Annotated in this window: 21 protein-coding genes; 12 read left to right on the top strand and 9 right to left on the bottom strand. The window is 60.2% G+C overall.

What is annotated here, in order from left to right; all coding sequences use genetic code 11:
• Positions 1 to 163: 163 nt before the first annotated feature.
• From rpoH to ftsY, 4 genes are all read right to left on the bottom strand, one after another.
• Complete coding sequence (gene rpoH, locus HKK55_RS23745; protein WP_003176698.1) at positions 164 to 1,018, bottom strand: RNA polymerase sigma factor RpoH; 855 nt, start codon at positions 1,016 to 1,018, stop codon at positions 164 to 166.
• Between the two features lie 130 nt (positions 1,019 to 1,148).
• Complete coding sequence (gene ftsX, locus HKK55_RS23750) at positions 1,149 to 2,171, bottom strand: permease-like cell division protein FtsX (protein ID WP_169356835.1); 1,023 nt, start codon at positions 2,169 to 2,171, stop codon at positions 1,149 to 1,151.
• Positions 2,168 to 2,839 (bottom strand): cell division ATP-binding protein FtsE, encoded by a 672-nt coding sequence (gene ftsE, locus HKK55_RS23755; protein ID WP_155583708.1) that lies wholly within the window; start codon positions 2,837 to 2,839, stop codon positions 2,168 to 2,170. Before ftsE ends, ftsX begins: the two co-directional genes overlap by 4 nt.
• A complete protein-coding gene (ftsY, locus tag HKK55_RS23760; RefSeq protein WP_169356836.1) occupies positions 2,836 to 4,257 on the bottom strand; it encodes a signal recognition particle-docking protein FtsY in 1,422 nt (473 codons plus the stop codon). The genes ftsE and ftsY overlap by 4 nt, the downstream gene beginning before the upstream one ends.
• Before the next feature lie 354 nt (positions 4,258 to 4,611).
• Here ftsY and HKK55_RS23765 point away from each other — a divergent pair, with 354 nt between their 5' ends.
• The 4 genes from HKK55_RS23765 (at position 4,612) to HKK55_RS23780 (ending at position 9,266) form a co-directional block, all read left to right on the top strand.
• Positions 4,612 to 5,967, top strand: a complete 1,356-nt coding sequence (locus tag HKK55_RS23765; RefSeq protein ID WP_169356837.1) for a pitrilysin family protein — start codon at positions 4,612 to 4,614, stop codon at positions 5,965 to 5,967.
• On the top strand, positions 5,960 to 7,450 hold the full coding sequence (locus HKK55_RS23770; protein WP_169356838.1) for a pitrilysin family protein: 1,491 nt from the start codon (positions 5,960 to 5,962) through the stop codon (positions 7,448 to 7,450). The genes HKK55_RS23765 and HKK55_RS23770 overlap by 8 nt, the downstream gene beginning before the upstream one ends.
• The gene (gene rsmD / locus HKK55_RS23775) at positions 7,450 to 8,067 is read left to right on the top strand and encodes a 16S rRNA (guanine(966)-N(2))-methyltransferase RsmD (RefSeq protein ID WP_169356839.1); all 618 of its coding nucleotides are present in this window, start codon (positions 7,450 to 7,452) and stop codon (positions 8,065 to 8,067) included. The genes HKK55_RS23770 and rsmD overlap by 1 nt, the downstream gene beginning before the upstream one ends.
• A 182-nt stretch (positions 8,068 to 8,249) precedes the next feature.
• The gene (locus tag HKK55_RS23780) at positions 8,250 to 9,266 is read left to right on the top strand and encodes a hydrolase (RefSeq protein ID WP_169356840.1); all 1,017 of its coding nucleotides are present in this window, start codon (positions 8,250 to 8,252) and stop codon (positions 9,264 to 9,266) included.
• 113 nt (positions 9,267 to 9,379) lie between these two features.
• On the opposite strand, the gene HKK55_RS23785 is transcribed toward HKK55_RS23780, so the two are convergent.
• Entirely contained in the window at positions 9,380 to 10,234 is an 855-nt protein-coding gene (locus tag HKK55_RS23785; protein WP_169356841.1) for a sulfurtransferase, read from the bottom strand.
• Positions 10,235 to 10,267: 33 nt separating this feature from the next.
• Entirely contained in the window at positions 10,268 to 10,939 is a 672-nt protein-coding gene (locus HKK55_RS23790; RefSeq protein ID WP_155583701.1) for a TetR/AcrR family transcriptional regulator, read from the bottom strand.
• A gap of 148 nt (positions 10,940 to 11,087) precedes the next feature.
• Here HKK55_RS23790 and HKK55_RS23795 point away from each other — a divergent pair, with 148 nt between their 5' ends.
• The 5 genes from HKK55_RS23795 to HKK55_RS23815 all read left to right on the top strand — a co-directional run bounded on the left by HKK55_RS23795 (position 11,088) and on the right by HKK55_RS23815 (position 15,809).
• Positions 11,088 to 12,515 carry a coniferyl aldehyde dehydrogenase gene (locus tag HKK55_RS23795; RefSeq protein ID WP_169356842.1) on the top strand — a complete coding sequence of 476 codons (1,428 nt, stop codon included), beginning with the start codon at positions 11,088 to 11,090 and terminating at the stop codon, positions 12,513 to 12,515.
• Between the two features lie 26 nt (positions 12,516 to 12,541).
• Entirely contained in the window at positions 12,542 to 13,087 is a 546-nt protein-coding gene (locus HKK55_RS23800) for a twin-arginine translocation pathway signal protein (protein WP_169356843.1), read from the top strand.
• 33 nt (positions 13,088 to 13,120) lie between these two features.
• Complete coding sequence (locus HKK55_RS23805; protein ID WP_169356844.1) at positions 13,121 to 14,716, top strand: GMC family oxidoreductase; 1,596 nt, start codon at positions 13,121 to 13,123, stop codon at positions 14,714 to 14,716.
• A gap of 114 nt (positions 14,717 to 14,830) precedes the next feature.
• Positions 14,831 to 15,310 (top strand): pantetheine-phosphate adenylyltransferase, encoded by a 480-nt coding sequence (gene coaD, locus HKK55_RS23810; protein WP_049711086.1) that lies wholly within the window; start codon positions 14,831 to 14,833, stop codon positions 15,308 to 15,310.
• A 247-nt stretch (positions 15,311 to 15,557) separates the two neighbouring features.
• The gene (locus tag HKK55_RS23815) at positions 15,558 to 15,809 is read left to right on the top strand and encodes a YfhL family 4Fe-4S dicluster ferredoxin (RefSeq protein ID WP_003213796.1); all 252 of its coding nucleotides are present in this window, start codon (positions 15,558 to 15,560) and stop codon (positions 15,807 to 15,809) included.
• A 140-nt stretch (positions 15,810 to 15,949) separates the two neighbouring features.
• On the opposite strand, the gene mutM is transcribed toward HKK55_RS23815, so the two are convergent.
• Together mutM and HKK55_RS23825 are read right to left on the bottom strand one after the other, a co-directional pair.
• On the bottom strand, positions 15,950 to 16,762 hold the full coding sequence (gene mutM, locus HKK55_RS23820) for a bifunctional DNA-formamidopyrimidine glycosylase/DNA-(apurinic or apyrimidinic site) lyase (RefSeq protein ID WP_169356845.1): 813 nt from the start codon (positions 16,760 to 16,762) through the stop codon (positions 15,950 to 15,952).
• Between the two features lie 21 nt (positions 16,763 to 16,783).
• On the bottom strand, positions 16,784 to 17,596 hold the full coding sequence (locus tag HKK55_RS23825; RefSeq protein WP_169357941.1) for an HDOD domain-containing protein: 813 nt from the start codon (positions 17,594 to 17,596) through the stop codon (positions 16,784 to 16,786).
• Positions 17,597 to 17,963: 367 nt separating this feature from the next.
• Between HKK55_RS23825 and HKK55_RS23830 the strand changes: the two genes are divergently transcribed.
• From HKK55_RS23830 to ilvD, 3 genes are all read left to right on the top strand, one after another.
• A complete protein-coding gene (locus HKK55_RS23830) occupies positions 17,964 to 19,160 on the top strand; it encodes a class I SAM-dependent rRNA methyltransferase (RefSeq protein WP_169356846.1) in 1,197 nt (398 codons plus the stop codon).
• Between the two features lie 144 nt (positions 19,161 to 19,304).
• Complete coding sequence (locus tag HKK55_RS23835) at positions 19,305 to 20,501, top strand: MFS transporter (protein ID WP_169356847.1); 1,197 nt, start codon at positions 19,305 to 19,307, stop codon at positions 20,499 to 20,501.
• 322 nt (positions 20,502 to 20,823) lie between these two features.
• Positions 20,824 to 22,665 (top strand): dihydroxy-acid dehydratase, encoded by a 1,842-nt coding sequence (gene ilvD / locus HKK55_RS23840; RefSeq protein ID WP_169356848.1) that lies wholly within the window; start codon positions 20,824 to 20,826, stop codon positions 22,663 to 22,665.
• A gap of 125 nt (positions 22,666 to 22,790) precedes the next feature.
• Here the strand turns inward: ilvD and HKK55_RS23845 are convergent, their stop codons facing one another.
• On the bottom strand, positions 22,791 to 23,849 hold the full coding sequence (locus HKK55_RS23845; protein WP_169356849.1) for a haloacid dehalogenase-like hydrolase: 1,059 nt from the start codon (positions 23,847 to 23,849) through the stop codon (positions 22,791 to 22,793).
• Positions 23,850 to 23,883 lie beyond the last annotated feature (34 nt).

The raw sequence follows: 23,883 nt of genomic DNA on the forward strand, positions 1-23,883 counted from the left end.
CCTGCGATGGGGGCCTGCCAATCAACATATTTGCTGAATGACACACCGCTATCGCAGGCAAGCCAGCTCCCACGTTGGGCTGTGCTGGATTTGAAGCTTTCGAACACAAACAAAAATGCCCCGACCTTTCGATCGGGGCATTTTTTTGTACGTTCGCCGCGTTTTAGGCGGCGATCGATAGCTTCAGCTTGTTCATCGCACTTTTCTCGAGCTGACGAATCCGCTCGGCCGATACGTTGTACTTCTGCGCCAGGTCGTGCAGCGTGGCTTTTTCTTCTGCCAGCCAGCGCTGGTAGAGGATGTCACGGCTACGGTCGTCCAGCACTTCAAGTGCTTCGTGCAGGTTGTGGTTGGAGTTGTCACTCCAGTCGGCGTCTTCCAGTTGACGTGCCGGGTCGTACCGGTGGTCTTCCAGGTAGTTGGCCGGTGATTGGAAGGCACTGTCGTCGTCCGCTTCTGCGGCCGGGTCGAAGGCCATGTCATGGCCGGTCAGGCGACTTTCCATCTCGCGCACTTCACGAGGCTCTACACCGAGGCTTTCCGCCACGCGATGCACTTCTTCGTTGTTCAGCCACGCCAGACGCTTCTTCTGGCTGCGCAGGTTAAAGAACAGTTTGCGCTGGGCCTTGGTGGTCGCGACTTTCACAATGCGCCAGTTGCGCAGGATGAACTCGTGAATTTCCGCCTTGATCCAGTGCACAGCAAACGATACGAGGCGCACACCCATTTCCGGATTGAAGCGCTTCACGGCTTTCATCAGGCCAACGTTACCTTCCTGAATCAGGTCAGCCTGGGCCAGGCCGTAGCCGGAATAGCTACGGGCAATATGTACAACAAAACGCAGGTGGGCGAGCACCATCTGCCGAGCCGCCCCCAAATCCTGCTCATAGTAGAGACTCTCGGCCAGTTCACGCTCCTGCTCGGGCGTCAGCAAAGGAATGCTGTTGACCGTGTGCACATAGGCCTCCAGGTTTGCGCCTGGGACCAGTGCATATGCAGGTTGCAAAGAAGTGGTCATACGAAAAAACCTCCGACTCACATAACTCGTGCTTTTCAGCACTGCGAAAAATTGACCGAGAACCGTAGGACAAGTTCCCTAAACCACTAACACGGCCAATAGAAACGAAACCACATTAATCTGACATTAACTACTTCGGTGCCAGCTCACGTAAATGCCGTGCGACCGCAATCCAAGCACCGATATACCCCAACAACACCGCGCCAAGCAAGAGCGACAGACCGTCGGCAAACGGCACACCGGCCAAGGCAAAATCACTGCCATACAAACCAGCCAGCCCGACCACTGCGTCGTTCAGCCAATCCAGGCCGAATGCCAACACACCCCAGGACAAGATCCCGGCACCAAAGCCATACAACGCGCCCATATACAGAAACGGACGACGTACATAGCTGTCCGTACCGCCAACCAGTTTAATCACTTCTATCTCGGTGCGACGGTTTTCAATATGAAGACGAATGGTATTGCCTATCACCAAAAGTAATGCAGAAACCAGCAGCACCGTCAGACCGAAGACAAACCGGTCGCCCAGCTTGAGAATGGCCGCCAGACGCTCAACCCAGACTAGATCAAGTTGCGCCTGTTGTACCTTGGGCATCTCTGCGAGTTTTTGTCGCAGGGCTTCAAGGGTCGACTTGTCGACTTCATTGGGCGTCACCAGCACTACGCCGGGCAGCGGGTTTTGTGGCAACTCCTTGAGCGCCTCACCCAGGCCGGACTGCTGCTGGAACTCTTCCAACGCCTGATCACGACTGATGTATTCAGCAGCGGCTACACCAGGAAGGCCCTTGATCTCTTCAACCAGAGCCTCGCCTTCCTTGGAACTGGCATCCAGGTTCAAGTACAGGGAAATCTGCGCCGCCCGCTGCCAGGAACCGCCAAGGCGCTCCACATTATTAAGCAACAGCGACAAGCCCATCGGCAGGCTCAAGGCTACGGCCATCACCAGACAGGTGAAAAAGCTGCCTATCGGCTGCTTGCCCAGGCGACGCAGGCTGTCCAGCAAGCTGGCGCGGTGACTTTCGATCCAGGCTCGCACCAAGGTGCCGAAGTCCGGGCCGTCGTCTTCGTCGCGCTTTTTCTTTTGCGGTTGCGGGTCGGCCGGTTTAGGCGCAACGCGTTCTGAAACTTTTGGGCTGCGTGTCGCACTCATACCCCAGCCTCCCCGTCACCGATCAGACGACCGCGTTGCAGTGTCAGCATGCGATGACGCATACGGGCGATCAACGCCAGATCGTGACTGGCGATCAGCACACTGGTACCCAGGCGGTTGATGTCTTCGAACACACCCATGATTTCTGCCGCCAGGCGTGGATCAAGGTTACCGGTGGGCTCATCCGCCAGCAGCAGGGCCGGACGATGGACGATGGCGCGGGCGATGCCGACGCGCTGTTGCTGGCCGGTGGACAGATCGCCAGGGTACAGGTCGGTTTTGTCCGACAGCGCCACGCGCTCCAGGGCCGAATCCACGCGCTTGATGATTTCTGCCTTGGACAGCCCGAGAATCTGCAAAGGCAAGGCGATGTTATTGAACACCGTGCGATCAAACAGCAACTGGTGGTTCTGGAATACCACGCCAATCTGACGGCGCAAAAACGGGATTTGCGCATTACTGATGGTGGACAGATCTTGCCCAGCCAGCAGCAATTTGCCAGTGGAGGGTCGCTCCATGGCCAGCAGCAGGCGCAACAACGTACTTTTACCGGCACCCGAATGGCCGGTAACAAACAAGAATTCGCCACGACGCACCCGGAAACTCAGCTCATGCAAGCCGACATGCCCGTTGGCGTAGCGTTTACCGACCTGTTCGAAACGAATCATGAACGCTCCCGCTCGGCAAAGAGTGCCTGTACAAAGGGTTCTGCTTCAAAAGTGCGCAGATCATCGATGCCTTCACCGACGCCGATGTAACGAATCGGCAACCCGAACTGCTTGGCCAGGGCGAAGATCACACCGCCTTTGGCCGTGCCGTCGAGCTTAGTCAATGCCAGGCCGGTCAGTTGGACCGTCTGGTGGAATTGTTTGGCCTGGCTGATGGCGTTCTGGCCCGTACCGGCGTCCAACACCAGCAGAACCTCGTGCGGTGCGTCGGCGTCCAGCTTGCCGATGACCCGGCGCACCTTCTTCAACTCTTCCATCAAGTTGTCTTTGGTGTGCAGGCGACCGGCGGTATCGGCGATCAGTACGTCAATGTTACGAGCCTTGGCAGCCTGCACCGCATCAAAGATCACCGACGCGGAATCGGCGCCAGTGTGCTGGGCGATCACCGGGATCTTGTTGCGCTCGCCCCAGACCTGGAGCTGCTCTACGGCTGCAGCGCGGAAGGTGTCACCGGCGGCAAGCATGACTTTCTTGCCTTCCAGTTGCAGCTTCTTGGCCAGCTTGCCGATGGTGGTGGTCTTGCCGGCACCGTTGACGCCAACTACCAGGATCACAAAAGGCTTGTTCTGCGAAGCAATGACCAGCGGCGCTTCCACCGGCTTGAGCATGGCGGCCAGCTCGGCCTGCAGGGACTTGTAGAGCGCATCGGCGTCGGTCAGTTGCTTGCGCGCGACCTTCTGGGTCAGGCTCTGGATGATCACGGCGGTGGCCTCGACACCCACGTCTGCGGTCAGCAAGCGGGTTTCGATGTCTTCCAGCAGTTCGTCATCGATAATTTTTTTGCCCAGGAACAGGCTGGCCATGCCTTCGCCAATGCTGGCGCTGGTCTTGCTCAGGCCTTGCTTGAGGCGGGCGAAGAAACCGGTTTTGCTGATTTCGGTGGGAGCCATTGGCTCCTCAACGACAGCGGGGGCAGCGACAACAATTGGCGCGACGACAGGCTCGGCCACCACCGGAACAGGCGCTTCAATGACTGGCGGCTCTTCAACCACAACCTGGACTGGCTCCACGACGGCCGGAATCGGCGGCGTCACATGCTCGGCCTGCTCATCTTCGACCAGTGCCACCGGTTCTTCCGCCACCGGCAAGACCAGCCACGGCTTATGCTCAGGCTCAGGCGCGACTTCCGGCTCCGGCTCAATCACCGGCTGCAACACCGGCTCAGCCATCGGCAACACCACCGGGGCCGGCACTTCGGCAACCGGCTCGGCCTCTACTACCGGCTCAGGAATCGGTTCAGGTTGAACCTGTGGCTGTTCAACGACGGTTTCCTGCGGCTTTTTGCGCAGCCATCCGAACAGGCCTTTCTTCTCGCCAGCCGCAGCTGGGGTCTTCTTGTCGTCGTTGGAACCAAACATGGAGGACGGCTATCTCAAGGTAGCGATGCGCCAAGGGGGCGCCTCGGTAAATAAAATTCGATGCAGAACAGACTGTTTTTTAGCCAGCTTGTTCATGCGCAACATTGTGTGAGGCGAAAAATAAGGCCTCAACAAATCGATTCAATATAGGACTGAAGCGATAAAATCGGCGAAAAGTGGAAGATTGTCGGGGAAACCCACCGCTAACTCCATCATTCCTACGACTGGATCCGAAGCGATAAGGCAGCCCCAGGTCTCATAGCCGTGGCCGCCAGTAAATCGGATCAGTATCCTAGCACCTCCTCGCCCGCCGACGCTAAGACCAAGCGGGCAGCTCAACAGGTTTAAAAACGAATGAATGCTCTAGCCCGCCGCGCCGCAGGCCTGCTGCTCAGCACAGTTTGTCTGCCCCTTTCAGCCTTGGCTGCCGACCCACAACCCACCCACGAATTCACCCTGGACAACGGCCTCAAGGTCGTCGTGCGCGAAGACCATCGCGCCCCAGTAGTGGTTTCCCAGGTCTGGTACAAGGTCGGCTCCAGCTATGAAACCCCGGGCCAGACCGGTTTGTCCCACGCTCTTGAGCACATGATGTTCAAAGGCAGCGCAAAGGTCGGCCCTGGCCAGGCCTCGCTGATCCTGCGGGACCTGGGTGCCGAAGAAAACGCATTCACCAGCGACGACTACACCGCCTACTATCAGGTGCTGGCCCGTGATCGTCTGGGTGTCGCCTTTGAGCTGGAAGCCGACCGCATGGCCAGTCTGCGCCTGCCGGCCGACGAGTTCAGCCGCGAGATCGAGGTCATCAAGGAAGAGCGCCGCCTGCGCACCGACGACAACCCGATGTCCAAGGCCTACGAGCGCTTCAAGGCCATGGCTTACCCGGCCAGCGGCTACCACACGCCGACCATCGGCTGGATGGCCGACCTGGACCGCATGAAGGTCGAAGAGCTGCGCCACTGGTACCAATCCTGGTACGTGCCGAATAACGCCACGCTGGTGGTGGTCGGTGACGTGACCCCGGATGAAGTCAAAACCCTGGCCCAGCGCTACTTCGGCCCGATCCCCAAGCGTGACGTGCCTCCAGCCAAGATCCCCCTGGAACTGGCCGAGCCCGGCGAACGCCTGTTGACCATGCACGTGCAGACTCAACTGCCGAGCGTGATTCTCGGCTTTAACGTACCGAGCCTGGCTACCACCGAAGACAAACGCTCGGTCAACGCCCTGCGCTTGATTTCAGCACTGCTGGACGGCGGTTACAGCGCGCGAATCCCGACTCAACTGGAACGCGGTGAAGAATTGGTCTCCGGCGCTTCGTCCAGCTACGACGCCTACACCCGGGGTGATAGCCTGTTCACCCTGTCCGCCACACCGAACCAGCAGAAGAAGAAAACCGTTGCACAGGCCGAAGCTGGTCTGTGGCGCCTGCTGGATGAGTTGAAAGCCAAGCCACCGACCGCCGATGAGCTGGAGCGCATCCGTGCCCAAGTCATCGCCGGCGTGGTCTACGAGCGCGACTCTATTACCAGCCAAGCCACCGCCATCGGTTCTCTGGAGACGGTCGGCCTGTCCTGGAAGCTCATGGACACGGAACTGGCCGAGCTGCAAAGCGTGACCGCCGAAGATATCCAGAAAGCTGCACGCACCTATTTCACCCGCGAACGTCTCAGCGTCGCCCATGTTCTGCCTGAGGAGACCGCTCATGAGTGAACGTAAAAACAGCCGCCTGGTGCTGCCAGGCCTGATCGTTGTCACCCTGGCTGCCGCTTGCGCCGTGTACTTCCTGCGCCCGAGCGACTCCGTTGCCAGCCAGGCGCTGGACCAGGCCAAGTCAGCCAACACCCTGCAATCCCTGGCCGAGCTAGATGGCAAGGCCCCAACCAACCGCAAGCTCGACGTGCAGACTTGGAACACCGCTGAAGGCGCCAAGGTACTGTTCGTCGAAGCCCACGAACTGCCGATGTTCGACATGCGCATCCTGTTCGCCGCCGGCAGCAGCCAGGACGGCAACACTCCAGGCGTGGCACTGCTGACCAACGCGATGCTCAATGAAGGCGTGCCGGGCAAAGACGTCGGCCAGATTGCTGCCGGTTTCGAAGGCCTCGGTGCCGATTTTGGCAATGGTGCTTACCGCGACATGGCGCTGGTGTCCCTGCGCAGCCTGAGTGCCAGCGACAAGCGCGACGCAGCCCTGACGCTGTTTGACGAAGTCATCGGCAAGCCGACCTTCCCCGCCGACTCGCTGGCCCGGATCAAGAACCAACTGCTGGCGGGCTTCGAATACCAGAAACAAAACCCCGGAAAACTGGCGAGCATCGAGCTCTTCAAGCGCCTGTATGGCGATCACCCTTACGCTCATCCGAGTGAAGGCGCCGCCCAAAGCGTTCCCGGCATTACCCTCGCGCAATTGCGGGAGTTCCACGCCAAGGCCTACGCCGCGGGTAACGCGGTGATTGCGGTGGTGGGCGACTTGTCCCGCGCCGAAGCCGAAGCCATGGTGGCCAAGGTTTCCGCTTCATTGCCCAAAGGCCCGGCACTGGCGAAGATCGCTCAGCCAGTCGAGCCCCAGGCGGGTGTCAGCCATATCGAATTCCCATCCAAGCAAACACACTTGCTGCTGGCGCAATTGGGCATCGACCGTGCCGATCCGGACTACGCCGCGCTTTCCCTGGGCAACCAGATCCTCGGTGGCGGTGGTTTCGGCACACGCCTGATGAGCGAGGTCCGTGAAAAACGCGGCCTGACCTACGGCGTCTACTCCGGTTTCTCGCCAATGCAGGTGCGTGGCCCGTTCATGATCAACCTGCAAACCCGCGCCGAAATGAGCGGCGGCACGCTACGCTTGGTGGAGCAGGTGCTGGCCGATTACCTCAAGACCGGCCCGACGCAAAAGGAACTCGACGACGCCAAGCGTGAGCTGGCCGGCAGCTTTCCACTGTCTACCGCGAGCAACGCCGATATCGTCGGACAGTTGGGCGCCATGGGTTTCTATAACCTGCCGCTGAGCTATCTGGAAGATTTCATGAAACAATCCCAGGCCCTGACCGTTGATCAGGTCAAAGCTGCTTTGAACAAACATTTGAGTGCCGACAAAATGGTCATCGTGACCGCCGGCCCGACGATTGCGCAAAAGCCACTACCGCCCCCCACTGATAAACCCGCCGAGCAGCCGCTCGGGGTTCCGGAGCATTAATGGCCAGTCCATCCCGTCCCAAGAAACCCGTCCACAACGTCCATAACGGTGTGGGCCAACTGCGCATCATCGGTGGTGAATGGGGCAGCCGTAAGCTGAGCTTCCCCGATGTCGTGGGCCTGCGCCCAACGCCGGACCGGGTGCGTGAAACCCTGTTCAACTGGCTCGCGCCTTACATCGTCGGAGCCAAGGTGCTCGACCCGTTTGCCGGCAGCGGCGCACTGTTCCTCGAAGCCTTGTCCCGTGGCGCAGCCCTGGGCCAGGCGCTGGATGCCAGCAACGTCGCCGTCGCCAGCCTCAAGGAACACCTGGGCACCCTGCGGTGCACCAACGGCCAGGTACAAACCGCCGATGCCCTGCGCTACCTGGAAACCCAGGAAGCCCGTGAATTCGACGTGGTGTTCCTCGACCCGCCGTTCAACCAGAACTTGCTGCCGACCGTCTGCGCACTGCTGGAAGAGCGCCAGTGGCTGGCCGAAAACGCGTGGGTCTACACCGAAAGCGAAAGCGCGCCGTCGACATTGGGCCTGCCCGGCACCTGGCGCCTGCACCGGGAGCAAAAATCCGGGCGGGTGTATTACGCGTTGTGGCAACGTACAGCACAGAGCGCCGAGTAATCGACTGACCGCTATTCCTGTGGCGAGGGGGCTTGCCCCCGTTGGGTTGCGCAGCGGCCCCAAAACCAGTACTGGAGCTCTGACTGAAGAAATGCGGTGTTCTTGATGGGGCTGCTGCGCAGCCCAACGCGGGCAAGCCCGCTCGCCACAACACAACAAGCCCGCTCGCCACAGAGAATTTCATGAGTCCTTCTCCCGACCACTTCACGCCCGCCTTCGGCCTCGGCAACCCGCACCTGCAAACGCTGTGGGGACCGCTGTGGCGCAAAACCACGCACATCGAACGTCAGCGCGAACGGCTGTGGCTGGAAGATGGCGATTTCCTCGACCTCGATTGGCATGGCCCACATGACGCACAAACGCCACTGGTTCTGGTGCTGCATGGCCTGACCGGCTCGTCCAACTCGCCCTATGTTGCCGGCCTGCAAAAAGCCCTGGCAGCTCAAGGCTGGGCCAGCGCCGCGCTCAACTGGCGCGGCTGCTCCGGCGAACCTAACTTGCTGGCACGCAGTTACCATTCCGGCGCCAGTGAAGATTTGGCCGCCGCCATTGCTCACCTGCGCGCCAAACGTCCGTTAGCGCCACTGTACGCCGTGGGCTACTCACTGGGCGGCAATGTGCTGCTCAAGCATCTGGGTGAAACCGGCGAAGCGTCCGGACTGCAGGGCGCGGCAGCGGTGTCGGTGCCGTTCCGCCTGGATCAGTGCGCGGACCGTATCGGCTTGGGGATTTCGCGGATTTATCAGAAGCATTTCATGCGCGAGATGCTCGCTTACATTCGGGTGAAACAGCGCCAGTTTCTAAAAGATGGCCGTGAAGAGGGGCTCAAAACCCTGGAGGACCTGGGCTCGCTGGAGAAGATGCGTACCTTTTGGGACTTTGATGGCCGAGTCACCGCGCCGCTGCACGGCTACCTGAGTGCCGAAGACTATTACCGTCGGGCGTCGAGCCGTTATTTCCTAGGTGGTATTCGCACACCGACCCTGATTATTCAGGCCGCCGACGATCCATTCGTGTTTGCCCACAGCCTGCCGGACGCCAGCGAGTTATCGGCGTGCACCGAGTTCGAGCTGACGACCAAAGGCGGGCATGTAGGGTTTGTCGATGGCACGCTGAAACAGCCCAGCTACTACCTGGAGCGGCGGATTCCCCAGTGGTTGTTGGCACAGAGATCTAATGTGGGAGCTGTGGAGCTTTAGCGACGCTGCGATGCAGGCACCGCGCAGCACCAGACACACCGCAGCGATGCCATCGCAGCCTCGCCGGGGCTCGACAACTCCCACATGTTGATAGGGTTCACACAGAAACTGGCTCAGTCGCCTGTCGCAATCGCCCGCTGCGGATCGGTAATCCACTCACTCCACGACCCGGCATACAGCTTGCCCAACGGATAACCCGCCAGGCACAGGGCGAACAGGTTATGGCACGCCGTCACTCCGGAGCCGCAGTAGGCCACCAGCTCATCCGCCGAACGGTCTTGCAGCTTGGCAGCAAAACGTTGCTTAAGCTGCTCGGCAGGTAGGAAACGGCCGTCGCTGCCCAGATTTTCGTTGAACGCCGCGCATTGCGCACCGGGGATATGCCCGGCAATCGGGTCGATGGGCTCCACTTCACCGCGAAAGCGCGGCAAACCGCGGGCATCAATCAGGGTCAAGCCTGGCTGGCCGAGGCGTTTTTGCAGATGCTCGGCATCCAGTAGCAAACGGTTATCCGGCGTGCCTGTAAAAGTACCCGGCTCCATCACCGGCGCGTCCAGGCTCAGGGGAAAGCCTGCTGCGTGCCAGGCCTTCAGGCCACCATCGAGAATAAAGACCCCATCACGCTTGCCCAGCCAGGCCAGCAGCCACCACGCCCGCGCGGCATAAGCACCGGGGCCATCGTCATACAAAACGATCTCGCTGTCGGGAGTAATGCCCCAGGCACGCAATTGCCGGATCAACGTCTCCGGCACCGGCAGCGGGTGACGGCCGGTCACGCCCTTGGTGACTGGCCCACTGAGGTGACGCTCCAGGTCGGCATACTGCGCACCCTCGATATGCCCTTCGGCATAGCTGCAAAGGCCGTAATCCGGGTCTTCCAGGGCAAAGCGGCAATCAAGGATCACCAACCCGCCGCGCTTCTGGCGTTCGGCCAGTTGCTGGGGACTGATCAGTTGGGCAAGCGGCATAACGGACTCCTATGAAGGTATCAGGGGAAAATCCTACTTCACTTCTTCCAGCGCCTGATTCAACGGCACGTAAAACTCTTTGAACAGCGCATCCACGGCCTCTTTTGCCTGCGGGGTGATAAACCCGGCTTCCAGCACCAGCACCTGATACACCCCGCGCTTGATCGCTTCGGCGCTCAAATGAGTGGATTTTTCGTTGGTGGTGCACAAAAAGCGCACCCAGGACGTGAGGATGATCCAGGCATTGAGGGTCAAGGCTTCGGTTTGCACCGGGTCCATGTTCAGGATGCCGGCGTCGACAAATCCCTGGTAGATAGCGCCACCCTGGATCAGGCAACGCTGGGAGAAACGCCGATAGCCGGTGGCCAACTCCGGATCACTCTCCAGCAGGTGCTCAAGGTCGCGGTGCAAAAAGCGGTAGCGCCACATGCCGGCCAGGACCGCCTGCAGGTAAAAACGTTTGTCTTCCACAGTCACTGCACGGCCCTGGGGCGGACGCAGAAAGCTGTCCACCAAGGCTTCGTACTCACGAAACAGCACCGCGATAATCGCCTGCTTGTTGGGGAAGTGGTAGTACAGGTTGCCCGGGGAAATTTCCATATGGGCAGCGATATGGTTGGTGCTGACACTGCGCTCACCCTGCTGGTTAAACAGCTCCAGGCTGGTTTGCACAATGCGCTCGCTGGTCTTTACTCGTGGTGCCATGGGGGATCAGCTTCGATTACCAGTGGTGCAGGCATCTTACGGCCTATCCTTGCCTGGATAAATCCAAGTGTTGCTGCAATGTTATTTGACAATTTAGAGCAATGACTCTAAATACTGAGGCATTCCAATAACAATCGGGACCTGCGCCATGTCTGCCAATGTAGCCTACCTGCAAGATTCCCAGGCGCTGGACCAGCTCCAGGACCTGTTCGATGCTCAACGTCGCGCCTACGCGGCCAACCCAATGCCACAGGCTGCGCAGCGCCAGCAGTGGCTCAAGGCCCTGCGAGACTTGCTCAGCGATGAGCGCCAGGCGTTGATCGACGCCATCAGCAACGATTTCAGCCACCGCAGCGCTGACGAAACCCTATTCGCCGAGCTGATGCCCAGCCTGCACGGCATTCACTACGCCAGCAAACACCTCAAGGGCTGGATGAAACCTTCCCGCCGCGCCGTGGGCATCGCCTTCCAGCCTGCATCGGCCAAGGTCATCTACCAACCCCTGGGCGTTGTCGGGGTCATCGTGCCCTGGAACTACCCGCTGTATTTGGCCATTGGTCCGCTGGTAGGCGCTTTGGCGGCGGGTAATAGGGTGATGCTCAAGCTCAGCGAATCCACCCCGGCCACCGGGCAGTTGCTCAAGGCCCTGCTGGCGAAGATCTTCCCCGAGGACCTAGTGTGTGTGGTGCTCGGCGAGGCGGAAGTGGGCATGGCGTTTTCCAAATTGCGCTTCGATCACCTGCTGTTCACTGGCGCTACTAGTGTCGGCAAACATGTGATGCGCGCCGCAGCCGAAAACCTGACCCCTGTAACCCTGGAGCTGGGCGGCAAGTCGCCAGCCATTGTTTCCGCCGATGTACCGCTCAAAGATGCTGCCGAACGTATCGCCTTCGGCAAGGCACTGAACGCCGGGCAAACCTGTGTCGCCCCGGACTACGTGCTGGTGCCGGAAGACCGTGTCGATGATTTCGTCGAGGCCTACAGCAAAGCGGTTCGCGGCTTCTATCCGACCTTGACCGACAACCCAGACTACACCGCCATCATCAACGAACGGCAATTGACCCGGCTCAACGGCTACATCAAGGACGCCACCGACAAAGGCGCCACCCTGGTCCCGCTGTATGACCAAGGCCAGGCACGACGCATGGCCCACAGCCTGCTGTTGAATGTCAGCGACGAGATGACCGTGATGCAGGACGAGATCTTCGGCCCGGTATTGCCCATCGTGCCGTATCGCGGCCTCGACCAGGCCTTTGCCTACATCAACCAGCGCCCTCGCCCACTGGCCCTGTATTACTTCGGCTACAACAAGGCCGAACAGAACCGCGTGCTCCACGAAACCCACTCCGGCGGCGTGTGCCTGAACGACACCTTGCTACACGTAGCCCAGGACGACATGCCCTTCGGCGGCATCGGCCCGTCGGGCATGGGCCATTACCACGGTCACGAAGGCTTCCTGACGTTCAGCAAGGCCAAGGGTGTACTGGTCAAACAGCGCTTGAACGCGGCAAAGCTGATTTACCCGCCCTACGGTAAATCGATCCAGAAGTTGATCCAGAAGCTTTTTGTCCGCTAACAACCCACTGCGGGATAACAATAAGAATGAACCCTAGCCTGACTGAAACACCGGGACTGTCGCGGCGCGGCGTCCTGAAAATCGGCCTGTGTGCCAGTGCCTTCCTGGCCACTGCGAGCCTGGGCGCCAGCCTCAGCGGTTGCTCCAGCAGCACGCCGGCCAGTGGCTTTGCCATGTTGCGCAGCAGTGACCTGCCCTTCCTTCGAGCGGTGATCCCAGTACTGCTGGAAGGCGCCGCCACGGCCGAAGTGGTTGCAGCCAGTATTGATGACACCCTGAAAAAGCTCGACTACAGCCTGCAACATCTGTCGCCGGAGATGTTCAAGCTGACGCAGCAGTTGTTCGACGCGCTGGGCATGGCGGTCACCCGCGGGCCGTTGACGGGCGTGTGGGGCAGTTGGGAAAACGCCAGCAGCGAGCAGATCCGCAACTTCCTGCACCGCTGGGAGAACAGCTATCTGAACCTGCTGCGCATGGGCCAGGGGTCGTTGCTCAAGCTGGTGATCATGGCCTGGTACTTCCGACCCGAGTCGTGGGCCCATTGCGGCTATCCCGGCCCACCGAAAATCTGATCTGCACCTTCATAAAAACAAGAGACGATCCTGATGCCCGTACCCGATCTGTTCCGCGACGGCCTGGCCCGCGGCTGGAAAACCCACAATGGCGCCGCGCTTGACCAGGACCTGACCCTGGAAGCCGATGTCGCGATCATCGGCAGCGGCGCGGGCGGCGGCACCACCGCCGAAATCCTCAGCGCCGCCGGCTACAAGGTGTTGTTGATCGAAGAAGGCCCGCTCAAGACCAGCAGCGACTTCAAGCTGCTGGAGGACGAGGCCTACGCCAGCCTGTACCAGGAAGGCATCGGCCGCATGAGCAAGGACGGCGCCATCACCATCCTTCAGGGCCGCGCCGTGGGCGGCACCACGTTGATCAACTGGACCTCCAGCTTCCGCACACCAGACCCAACCCTCGCCCACTGGGCCAGCGAATACGCGGTCAAGGGCCACAGCAGTGCCGAGATGGCGCCCTGGTTCGAAAAAATGGAGCAGCGCCTGGGCATCGCACCCTGGGCAATGCCGCCCAATGCCAACAATGATGTGATCCGCAAAGGCTGCGAAAAGCTTTGCTACAGCTGGCACGTGATCCCGCGCAATGTGCGTGGCTGTTTCAACCTGGGGTATTGCGGCATGGGTTGCCCGGTCAACGCGAAGCAATCAATGCTGGTGACCACTATTCCATCGACCTTGGAAAAAGGCGGCGAGCTGCTCTACCTGGCCCGCGCCGAACACTTGAAATTCAGCGGCGACACCATCACCAGCCTGGAATGCGTGGCCATGGACCCGCGCTGCGTCTCGCCTACCGGCCGTAAGATTACGGTCAAAGCCAAGCATTACGTACTGGCGGGCGGCGGTATCAACAGCCCGGCGCTGCTGATGCGCTCGGACGCGCCCGATCCTCACTCACGGCTGGGTAAACGAACCTTCCTGCACTTAGTGAATTTCTCGGCGGCGTTGTTCGATGAGGTGATCAACCCGTTCTACGGTGCACCGCAGTCGATCTATTCCGACCACTTCCAATGGCAGGACGGCACCACCGGCAAAATGTCCTACAAGCTTGAGGTCCCGCCGCTGCACCCTGGGCTGGCCAGTACGCTGCTGGGTGGCTACGGCACGCAAAACGCCCTGGACATGGGCCAACTGCCCAAGACTCACGCCATGCTCGCGCTGCTGCGGGACGGTTTTCACCCGGACAGCCCAGGCGGCAGCGTCGAGTTGCGCGGCGACGGTACACCGGTGCTCGACTATCAGGTCTCACCCTACGCCTGGGACGGCCTGCGCCGCGCGTTCCACAGCATGGCCGAGATTCAGTTTGCCGGTGGCGCCAAGTCCGTCATGCCGCTGCACGGCGATGCGCGCTACGTGAACACCTTGGCCGAGGCGCGCAGCATGATTGACGGTTTGAACTTGGAGTTGCACCGCACACGCCTGGGCAGCGCCCATGTGATGGGCGGTTGTGCAATGGGTGAGGACCCGAAAAACGCCGTGGCGGACAGCCTTGGCCGCCATCACCAACTGCGCAATCTGTCGATCCACGACGGCTCGTTGTTCCCCACCAGCATTGGCGCCAACCCACAGCTTTCGGTGTACGGACTGACGGCGCAACTGGCGACGGCGCTGGCTGAACGTCTGAAAACAGCGTGAAAAAATAGGGAATTTGCCATGTCTATAGTGCTTTCTTCTGCATAAGTTGACTTGGCCGACCGGGAAGGCTGCGATACCATCCGGTTCCCCAACGGACTCCGCCAGGACGACGCGATGAACCGAGTGTTGTACCCAGGTACCTTCGACCCGATTACCAAGGGCCATGGCGATCTGGTCGAACGCGCCTCGCGCTTGTTCGACCACGTCATCATTGCGGTCGCAGCCAGCCCCAAGAAAAACCCGCTGTTTCCCCTGGAACAGCGCGTGGAGCTGGCCCGTGAGGTCACCAAGCATTTGCCCAACGTCGAAGTCGTTGGCTTCGCCACGCTGCTGGCGCATTTCGCCAAGGAACAGAACGCCAATGTGTTCCTGCGCGGCCTGCGAGCGGTGTCGGACTTCGAATACGAATTCCAGCTGGCCAACATGAACCGCCAACTGGCGCCGGACGTGGAAAGCCTGTTCCTCACGCCGTCGGAACGTTATTCGTTCATTTCCTCGACGCTGGTCCGGGAAATCGCCGCGCTGGGGGGTGATATCACCAAGTTCGTGCACCCGGCCGTGGCCGATGCGCTGACCCTTCGCTTCAAGAAGTAATTGTGCAGAGGGGGCTTGTTGTGGCGAGAGGGCTTGCCCGCGTTGGGCTTGCGAAGCAGCCCCAAAACCAGGCAACCGACTTCCAGCGCAAATAACACGACGCTTTCATTAGGGCTGCTACGCAGCCCAGCGCGGGCAAGCCCGCTCGCCACAGGTCATGTCCGCTCGCACTGCGGGCGCCAATGCGGCACAATTGTGCGCATTAGTTTTTCAGATGCCTTGGCTAAGTGCCCTGGCAGGAGTTTCCATGTCCCTGATCATCACCGACGATTGCATCAACTGCGACGTCTGCGAACCCGAGTGCCCGAACGCCGCCATTTCCCAGGGCGAAGAGATCTACGTGATCGACCCCAACCTGTGCACCCAGTGTGTCGGCCACTACGACGAACCCCAGTGCCAGCAGGTTTGCCCGGTGGATTGCATTCCGCTGGATGAGGCCCATCCGGAGACGGAAGAGCAGTTGATGGAGAAGTACCGGTTGATTACCGGGAAGGCTTGAGCCCTAAGTTTTGCTGAGCCTCAAAGGGCCTCATCGCAGGCAAGCCAGCTCCCACATTTGATCGGTGCTTATCCACACAACTCGGTCAATGTGGGAGCCGGGCTTGCCTGCGATGAGGCCAACAGCAACACCCCACACCTTCAGCTCTGACACCGCGGGCAAAACACACTCGCCCGCTGCCCTAGCGTCACGCTCCGCAACTCGGTCCCACAGACCTTGCACGCCTCGCTGCCTCGACCATAGACGAACAACTCCTGCTGGAAATACCCCGGCTGCCCGTCGCCGCCGATAAAGTCGCGCAACGTGGTGCCGCCGCGCTCAATGGCAGCCGCCAAGATACGTTTGATCTCGATGGCCAGCTTCAAATAGCGCCCACGGGAAATGCCCTTGGCTTCCCGGCGCGGATCAATACCCGCAGCAAACAAAGCCTCGGTCGCGTAGATATTGCCCACCCCCACCACCACCGCGTTGTCCATGATGAACGGCTTGACCGCCATCGAACGCCCACGGGACAGTTGGAACAACCGCTCACCATCGAACAGGTCGGTCAACGGCTCCGGCCCCAGGCGAATCAGCAGTTCATGGTTGTGCGGGTCGAGGCTCCAGAGCATCGCGCCAAAACGCCGAGGGTCGGTGTAACGCAGGGCCAGGCCCGACTCCAGCTCGATGTCCACATGCTCATGCTTGGCCGCCGGCATGCCGACTTCCACCAGCCGCAGGTTGCCGGACATCCCCAAATGGCTGATCAAGGTGCCCACTTCAGCATTGATCAGCAGGTACTTGGCCCGCCGCTCCACCAGCACGATGCGCTGCCCGGACAGGCGCACATCGAGGTCTTCCGGGATCGGCCAGCGCAGGCGCCGCTCACGCACCACCACACGGCTGACCCGCTGGCCTTCCAGATGCGGCGCAATACCGCGCCGGGTGGTTTCGACTTCGGGTAATTCAGGCATGTTGGCCTCGCTCGTGAAGGTTTAGTGCGCACCCAGCTCGCGAATCGACAACTTCAGATTCTCGAAGTCGTAATCCGACAGGCCGACGTGATCCAGCACCAGATGGCCGATGCTGTTCCATTCGTGATCATCCACCTGATTGCCCAACACCCGATACGACGCGCAAATGTGCTCGGCCATTTTCAGGATCGCCAGCAGGTTTTTCAGTTGCGGGTTGCGCGTCGATTCATCACTGAAAATCGCCAGGGCGTTGTGGTGGTTGGCGATGGCGTCGGTCACGTGCTCCGGCAAGCGCCAGGACTTGGCCGTGTAGTAGCCCACCACCGCGTGATTGGTGTTGAACACCCGGTTCTCGGTGTCGACCACCCGACATTCGGGGCCGGCACAAGCGTACGCCTCTTCCAGCACTGCCATGTAATCGGGGAAACGCTTGAGCATCAGCGGCACGCCGCAATCGTGAAACAACCCCAAAGCATAAGCTTCGTCCACGGCCTGAGAGCCGGTGCGCTTGGCCAGGGTCAGGCAGGTCATCGCTACATCCTGGGCGGTGTCCCAGAAACGGTTGAGGGTGACGATGGTGTCGTCGCTCATCTCGCCCTTGATCGACTGCGCGTTGATCAGGTTGATGATGGAACGGCTGCCCAACAGGTTAACCGCGCGCTGGATGGAGGCAATCTTGTTGCTCAAGCCGTAATACGGTGAGTTGACGATTTTCAGCAGCGAGCCGGACAGGCCCGGGTCCTGAGAGATCAACCGGGCGATCACTTCCAGGTCAGGGTCGGGCATGTACTGCTCCATCTGCAAATCCACCATGATTTGCGGTTGAGGCGGCACGCTGATTCCTTGCAAGGCCTGTTGGATCTGTTCGGGAGAAAGCTCTGGGGACATAAGGACACACTCTGGACTAGGCGGCGATTCTAACTCCTATCGCCGATTGGCCGACACCTCAAAACCCCGAACTGAAACCCGATCAAATGTGGGCTTGCTCACGAAAGCATTCGTTGTAGCCGCTGCCGAGGCACGAGGCTGCGATGCGTGTCCGCAGGACCGCCCAGAGGGCCGCTGCGTCGGAATGCCGCACCAAACCCATCGCAGCCTCGTGCCTCGGCAGCGGCTACAACAAGCGCGCCCACATGTCCGGCGGCGCCGCCAATTCCCACACAACACGGTATACTCCCGCTCTTTTTTCCGGAGCGACGTCATGTCCCTGCCAAGCCTGCGTCTCAAAGCCAACGCCGATCGTCGTTTGCGCAACGGCCACCTGTGGGTCTACAGCAACGAAATCGACGTGGCCGCCACCCCACTTCACGGCTTCCAGGCAGGCGACCAGGCTATCCTGGAAGCGGCCGGCGGCAAGACCCTGGGCATCGTGGCCATGAGCCCGAACAACCTGATCTGCGCACGCCTGCTGTCGCGCGACATCAAGTTGCCGCTGGACAAGTCGCTGCTGGTGCACCGCATCAATGTGGCCCTGTCTCTGCGTGATCGCCTGTTCGACAAGCCGTTCTACCGTCTGGTCTACGGCGATTCCGACCTGTTGCCAGGCCTGGTAGTCGACCGTTTCGGCGACATTCTGGTGGTGCAAATCGCCTCGGCGACCATGGAAGCCCATAAGGAAGACGTGATCGCCGCACTGACCCAAGTGCTCAAGCCAAGCGGCATCCTGTTCAAGAACGACTCCGCCGCCCGTGACGCCGAAGGCCTCAACCGCTACGTCGAAACCGTGTTCGGCCTGGTGCCGGAGTGGGTTGCCCTGGAAGAAAACGGCGTGAAGTTCGAAGCACCGGTCATCCAAGGCCAGAAAACCGGCTGGTTCTACGACCACCGCATGAACCGCGCGCGCCTGGCGCCTTACGCCAAAGGCAAGCGCGTCCTCGACCTGTACAGCTACATCGGCGGCTGGGGCGTGCAAGCGGCGGCCTTCGGCGCCAGTGAAGTGTTCTGCGTCGACGCCTCCACCTTCGCCCTCGACGGCGTCGAGCGCAACGCGGCGCTGAACGGCGTGGCCGAAAAAATGACCTGCATCGAAGGCGACGTGTTCGAAGCCCTCAAAGAGCTGAAAGCCAGCGAAGAGCGCTTTGACGTGATCGTGGCCGACCCGCCTGCCTTCATCAAGCGCAAGAAAGACATGAAGAACGGCGAAGGCGCCTACCGCCGCCTGAACGAGCAAGCCATGCGCCTGCTCAGCAAGGACGGCATCCTGGTCAGCGCGTCGTGCTCGATGCACTTGCCGGAAGATGACCTGCAAAACATCCTGCTGACCAGCGCCCGTCACCTGGACCGCAATATCCAGATGCTGGAACGCGGCGGCCAGGGCCCGGATCATCCGGTGCACCCGGCGATTGCCGAGACCCGGTATATCAAGAGCATTACTTGCCGGTTGTTGCCGAATAGCTAAGCCAGATTAACTGTAGGAGCGGGCTTGCTCGCTCCTACAGCGGCAACACACATCATCATGGGAAGCATCCCACAACACTTTGATTGAATTCCCCGTTTCGCAGACTAGTATCGGTTTCTGGTTTTACTCCGGAAAATAACAACAATGTCTGAGTTCTCTTATTCGCCGCCCAATGGTGACGTAAAACGCCAACAGCTCTCGCGCTTCATCCTCATCACCTGCATCTCCCTGATCAGCTTTTTCCCGCTCAATATCCTCCTGCCATCCTTCCCGGCCCTCGCCGCGAATTTCAACACCTCAACCGCCGAGGTTACGTTATCTATCAGCCTGTTCACCCTGGTATTTGCGATTTCTCAACTCATCTCCGGCCCGCTTTCAGACAAGTTTGGGCGCAAGGAAGTGCTTCTGGGATGCATCGTTGTTTCCACCCTCGGCTCGATCGGCTGCGCACTCGCAGCGAACTACCCAAGCTTCCTGCTGTTTCGCGCCGTGCAGGCCATCGGCTGTGGCTTTTTTGTGCTCGGCCATGCGCTGGTTGAAGACTTGTTCGAAGAACAGGATCGCGCCCGCATCCGCATCTATTACATGACCTTGAGCGGATCGTTTGTTGCGCTCTCTCCACTGCTGGGCTCCTGGCTGCAAACCACGTTTGATTGGCAGGGCAGTTTCTACGGGTTTGCGGTGATGGCGCTGGGCATGTTTATCCACGCCTACCGGATACTGCCGTCCAAGGCTGCCAGCCCTGAACGAGCGCCCGTCTCGATCATTGCCACGCTGAAATCCATCGCAGGGAACCGGGACTTCATCCGCTATTGGTGGATCGCCGCGTTGGTATTCGCCTGTTACTTCGCCTTGATCAGCGTGACGCCGCTGATTTTCATGGATGAGTTGAAGCTGTCCGAATACCAGTACGCGATGGTGCTGATGGTGTATGGCATCGCCTATCTGCTGGGTGGCGTCGCAGCGACCGCCCTGCAAAAACATATCTCCCTCACGCGGCAAATCAATATCGGGCTGATCCTGCTGGGCATCGCCGGCGTGCTGCTGGCGCTGATCATCCGCTATGAGGCTATGACTACCATCAGCCTGCTGATCCCGATGCTGATCAGCGCCCTGGCCGTCACCCTGGTTCGGCCGGCCGCGATTTCTGCGGCCATGCTGTTGTTCTCAAGCAGCGCCGGTACAGCCGCATCAGCGGGCAACAGCATCATGTTCTTCACCGCCGCCATCAGCAGCGCGGCGCTCGCGCAAGCCGGCAGTCATTTGCTGATGACTATTGCCATCAGCTTCATCCTCTTCAGCATTTGGGGCATGGTGACGAATGCCAGGGTCGGACGCTAATCACTGTAGGAGCGGGCTTGCTCGCGAAAGCGGTGTATCAACCACAGCAGATGTCGACTGACGTACCGTCTTCGCGAGCAAGCCCGCTCCCACACAAGCTCACTCCTTGGTAGACGGCCATTCCCTCCGGCCGCCAGCGGTGTAGAATCGGACCTATTCATCGCCAGTCATCCCCCGGCGGGTTTATGAGCTCGAGGCCCGAGCGTGCGGCGATCCCGCGACGCGAGTGGCAACTTCCGGACACACGGCCATTTCTGAGTGTTCCAGACGTCAATAGAAGCTCACTCCCCTTTGATACCTGATTAGCCGCCCGGAGTGCTCCATGCCAGATTACCGCTCGAAAACATCCACCCACGGCCGCAACATGGCCGGCGCCCGCGCACTGTGGCGCGCCACGGGGATGAAAGATGACGACTTCAAAAAGCCGATCATCGCGATTGCCAACTCGTTCACCCAGTTCGTACCCGGCCACGTCCACCTCAAGGACCTGGGCCAACTGGTCGCCCGCGAGATCGAACGCGCCGGCGGTGTAGCGAAAGAATTCAACACCATTGCCGTGGATGACGGCATCGCCATGGGCCATGACGGCATGCTGTATTCCCTGCCGAGCCGCGAGATCATCGCCGACTCCGTGGAATACATGGTCAACGCCCACTGCGCCGACGCCATCGTGTGCATCTCCAACTGCGACAAGATCACCCCGGGCATGCTGATGGCCTCCCTGCGCCTGAACATTCCAGTGATCTTCGTCTCCGGCGGCCCGATGGAAGCCGGCAAGACCAAGCTCGCCAGCCACGGCCTGGACCTGGTGGACGCCATGGTCATCGCCGCCGATTCCAGCGCTTCTGACGAGAAGGTCGCGGAATACGAGCGCAGCGCCTGCCCTACCTGCGGTTCGTGCTCCGGCATGTTCACCGCCAACTCGATGAACTGCCTGGTGGAAGCCCTGGGCCTGGCCTTGCCGGGTAATGGCTCGACACTGGCCACCCACAGCGACCGCGAGCAGCTGTTCCTGCAGGCCGGCCGCACCATCGTCGAACTGTGCAAGCGTTACTACCATGACAACGATGAGTCGGTGTTGCCGCGCAATATCGCCAACTTCAAGGCGTTCGAAAACGCCATGACCCTGGACATCGCCATGGGCGGTTCCACCAATACCATCCTGCACTTGCTGGCCGCTGCCCAGGAAGCCGAGATCGATTTCGACCTGCGCGACATCGACCGTCTGTCCCGTCACGTGCCACAACTATGCAAGGTTGCGCCGAACATCCAGAAGTACCACATGGAAGACGTGCACCGTGCCGGCGGGATCTTCTCGATCCTCGGCTCCCTGGCCCGTGGCGGCCTGCTGCACACCGACCTGCCGACTGTGCACAGCAAATCCCTGGCCGAAGGCATCGCCAAATGGGACATCACCCAGACTGACGACGAAGCCGTGCACACCTTCTTCAAGGCAGGCCCGGCCGGCATCCCGACGCAGACGGCGTTCAGCCAGTCGACCCGTTGGGAAACCCTGGACGACGACCGTGAAAACGGCTGCATCCGCAGTGTCGAGCACGCCTACTCCCAAGAAGGCGGCCTGGCCGTGCTGTACGGCAACATTGCCCTCGACGGCTGCGTAGTGAAAACCGCGGGCGTGGACGAGTCGATCCACGTCTTCGAAGGTCGCGCCAAGATCTACGAAAGCCAGGACAGCTCGGTGCGCGGCATCCTCGCCGATGAAGTCAAAGAAGGCGACATCGTGATCATCCGCTACGAAGGCCCGAAAGGCGGCCCGGGCATGCAGGAAATGCTCTACCCGACGTCGTACCTGAAATCCAAGGGCCTGGGCAAAGCCTGCGCCCTGCTGACCGATGGTCGCTTCTCCGGTGGCACTTCCGGCCTGTCCATCGGCCACGCTTCGCCAGAAGCCGCTGCCGGTGGCGCCATTGGCCTGGTGCAGGATGGCGACAAAGTGCTGATCGACATCCCGAACCGCTCGATCAACCTGTTGGTCAGCGATGAAGAATTGGCCGCACGCCGGGTCGAGCAAGACAAGAAAGGTTGGAAGCCGGTGGAGAAACGTCCGCGCAAAGTCACCACCGCGCTGAAGGCGTACGCGCTGTTGGCCACCAGTGCCGACAAAGGTGCGGTACGTAACAAGGCGATGCTGGACGGGCTGTAAGCCGTAGCGGCTCCCATAAAAATGCCCCGCCAAGTGCGGGGCATTTTTTGCCTGGATAAACCCCCCAGAACACCGAAGATCAAAACTGTGGGAGCGGGTTTACTCGCGAAGCAGGCGACTCGGTCTTACTGGATCTCATCCGGCTTGACGATCACCCAGTTTTTATCCGCCGTCACCGGCAACCCTTCCTTCGCCTGAGCCGCAGCGTGCTTGGCCATCATGCCATTTAGCTGGGTCATGTACTTGTCCTTGCGGTTGACCCACAAGTGAATACCGCCCTTGGCCACGTCGACATCGTGGAACAGCATGTAGCCGTCACTGGTCGGTGTGTCGCCACCAACGATTACCGGCTTTTTCCATTCGTCGATGTAGGTGAGGATTGCCGCGTGCTTGCCGGCCATCCAGGTCGCCGGGGTCCACAGGTAAGGAGTCAGCTCCAGGCCGAGGTTGGCTTTCTCGTCATACTTGCCGGCGGTAATTTGCTTGCGGGCAGTGGTCAGTTCGCCGGTCTTGCGGTCCTTGAGCAAGGTGCTCACGCCGATGACGTTCTCGGGTTTGACGTTGTAGCCGTACTTCGGATCGGCAGCGACCATACGCACCAGCTCCTCGGAGGCGGCGGTCATCACATAGACCTCGATGCCGTTCTCCATCAGCTTGTTGAATAGCTCAGCCTGGCCGGTGAAGACTTTCGGCGGCTGGACCTCCATGTTCTTCACCACGTCGCCTTCGTAGTAGGTGACAGGCACCGGCTTGCCAGATGCCATCAGCTCATCGACGTAGCCCTTGAGTTCCTTGAGGGTGAAGCCGGAAAAAATCTGCGCGACCCATGGGTAGCAGACCATGTCGTCGACTTCGCAGAGGCGGTAGTAGTAGCTGAACAGGCTTTCCTTGTGGTCGGCGGTGTCTTTGAACGGTATCAGCTTCAGGGAAGGGTCCATCGTGTCGCGGGTGATCAGGCCCTTGTTTTCCAGGTAAGGCAGCAAGGACTCTTCAAGGTCGTAGCGGTAACTGGTGTTGTCCATGTCGAACACCGCGAAGTTACCCTTGTTGGCGTTGGCGGCGATCATCGCATCCAGTTGCTTGGCGGCGGGCGCCGGCCAGTGTTTCAACTCGGTGGCGGCCAGGACCTGACCGGCAAGGCCCAGGCACAGCGCGGCGGCAAACAATCTCGGTGCGAGCTTCATGTGCGTTTTCTCCCTGAGTGAAAGATATCGACGC

It is taken from the genome of Pseudomonas sp. ADAK18 (genome assembly GCF_012935695.1).
In the GTDB taxonomy this organism is placed as follows: Bacteria; Pseudomonadota; Gammaproteobacteria; order Pseudomonadales; family Pseudomonadaceae; genus Aquipseudomonas.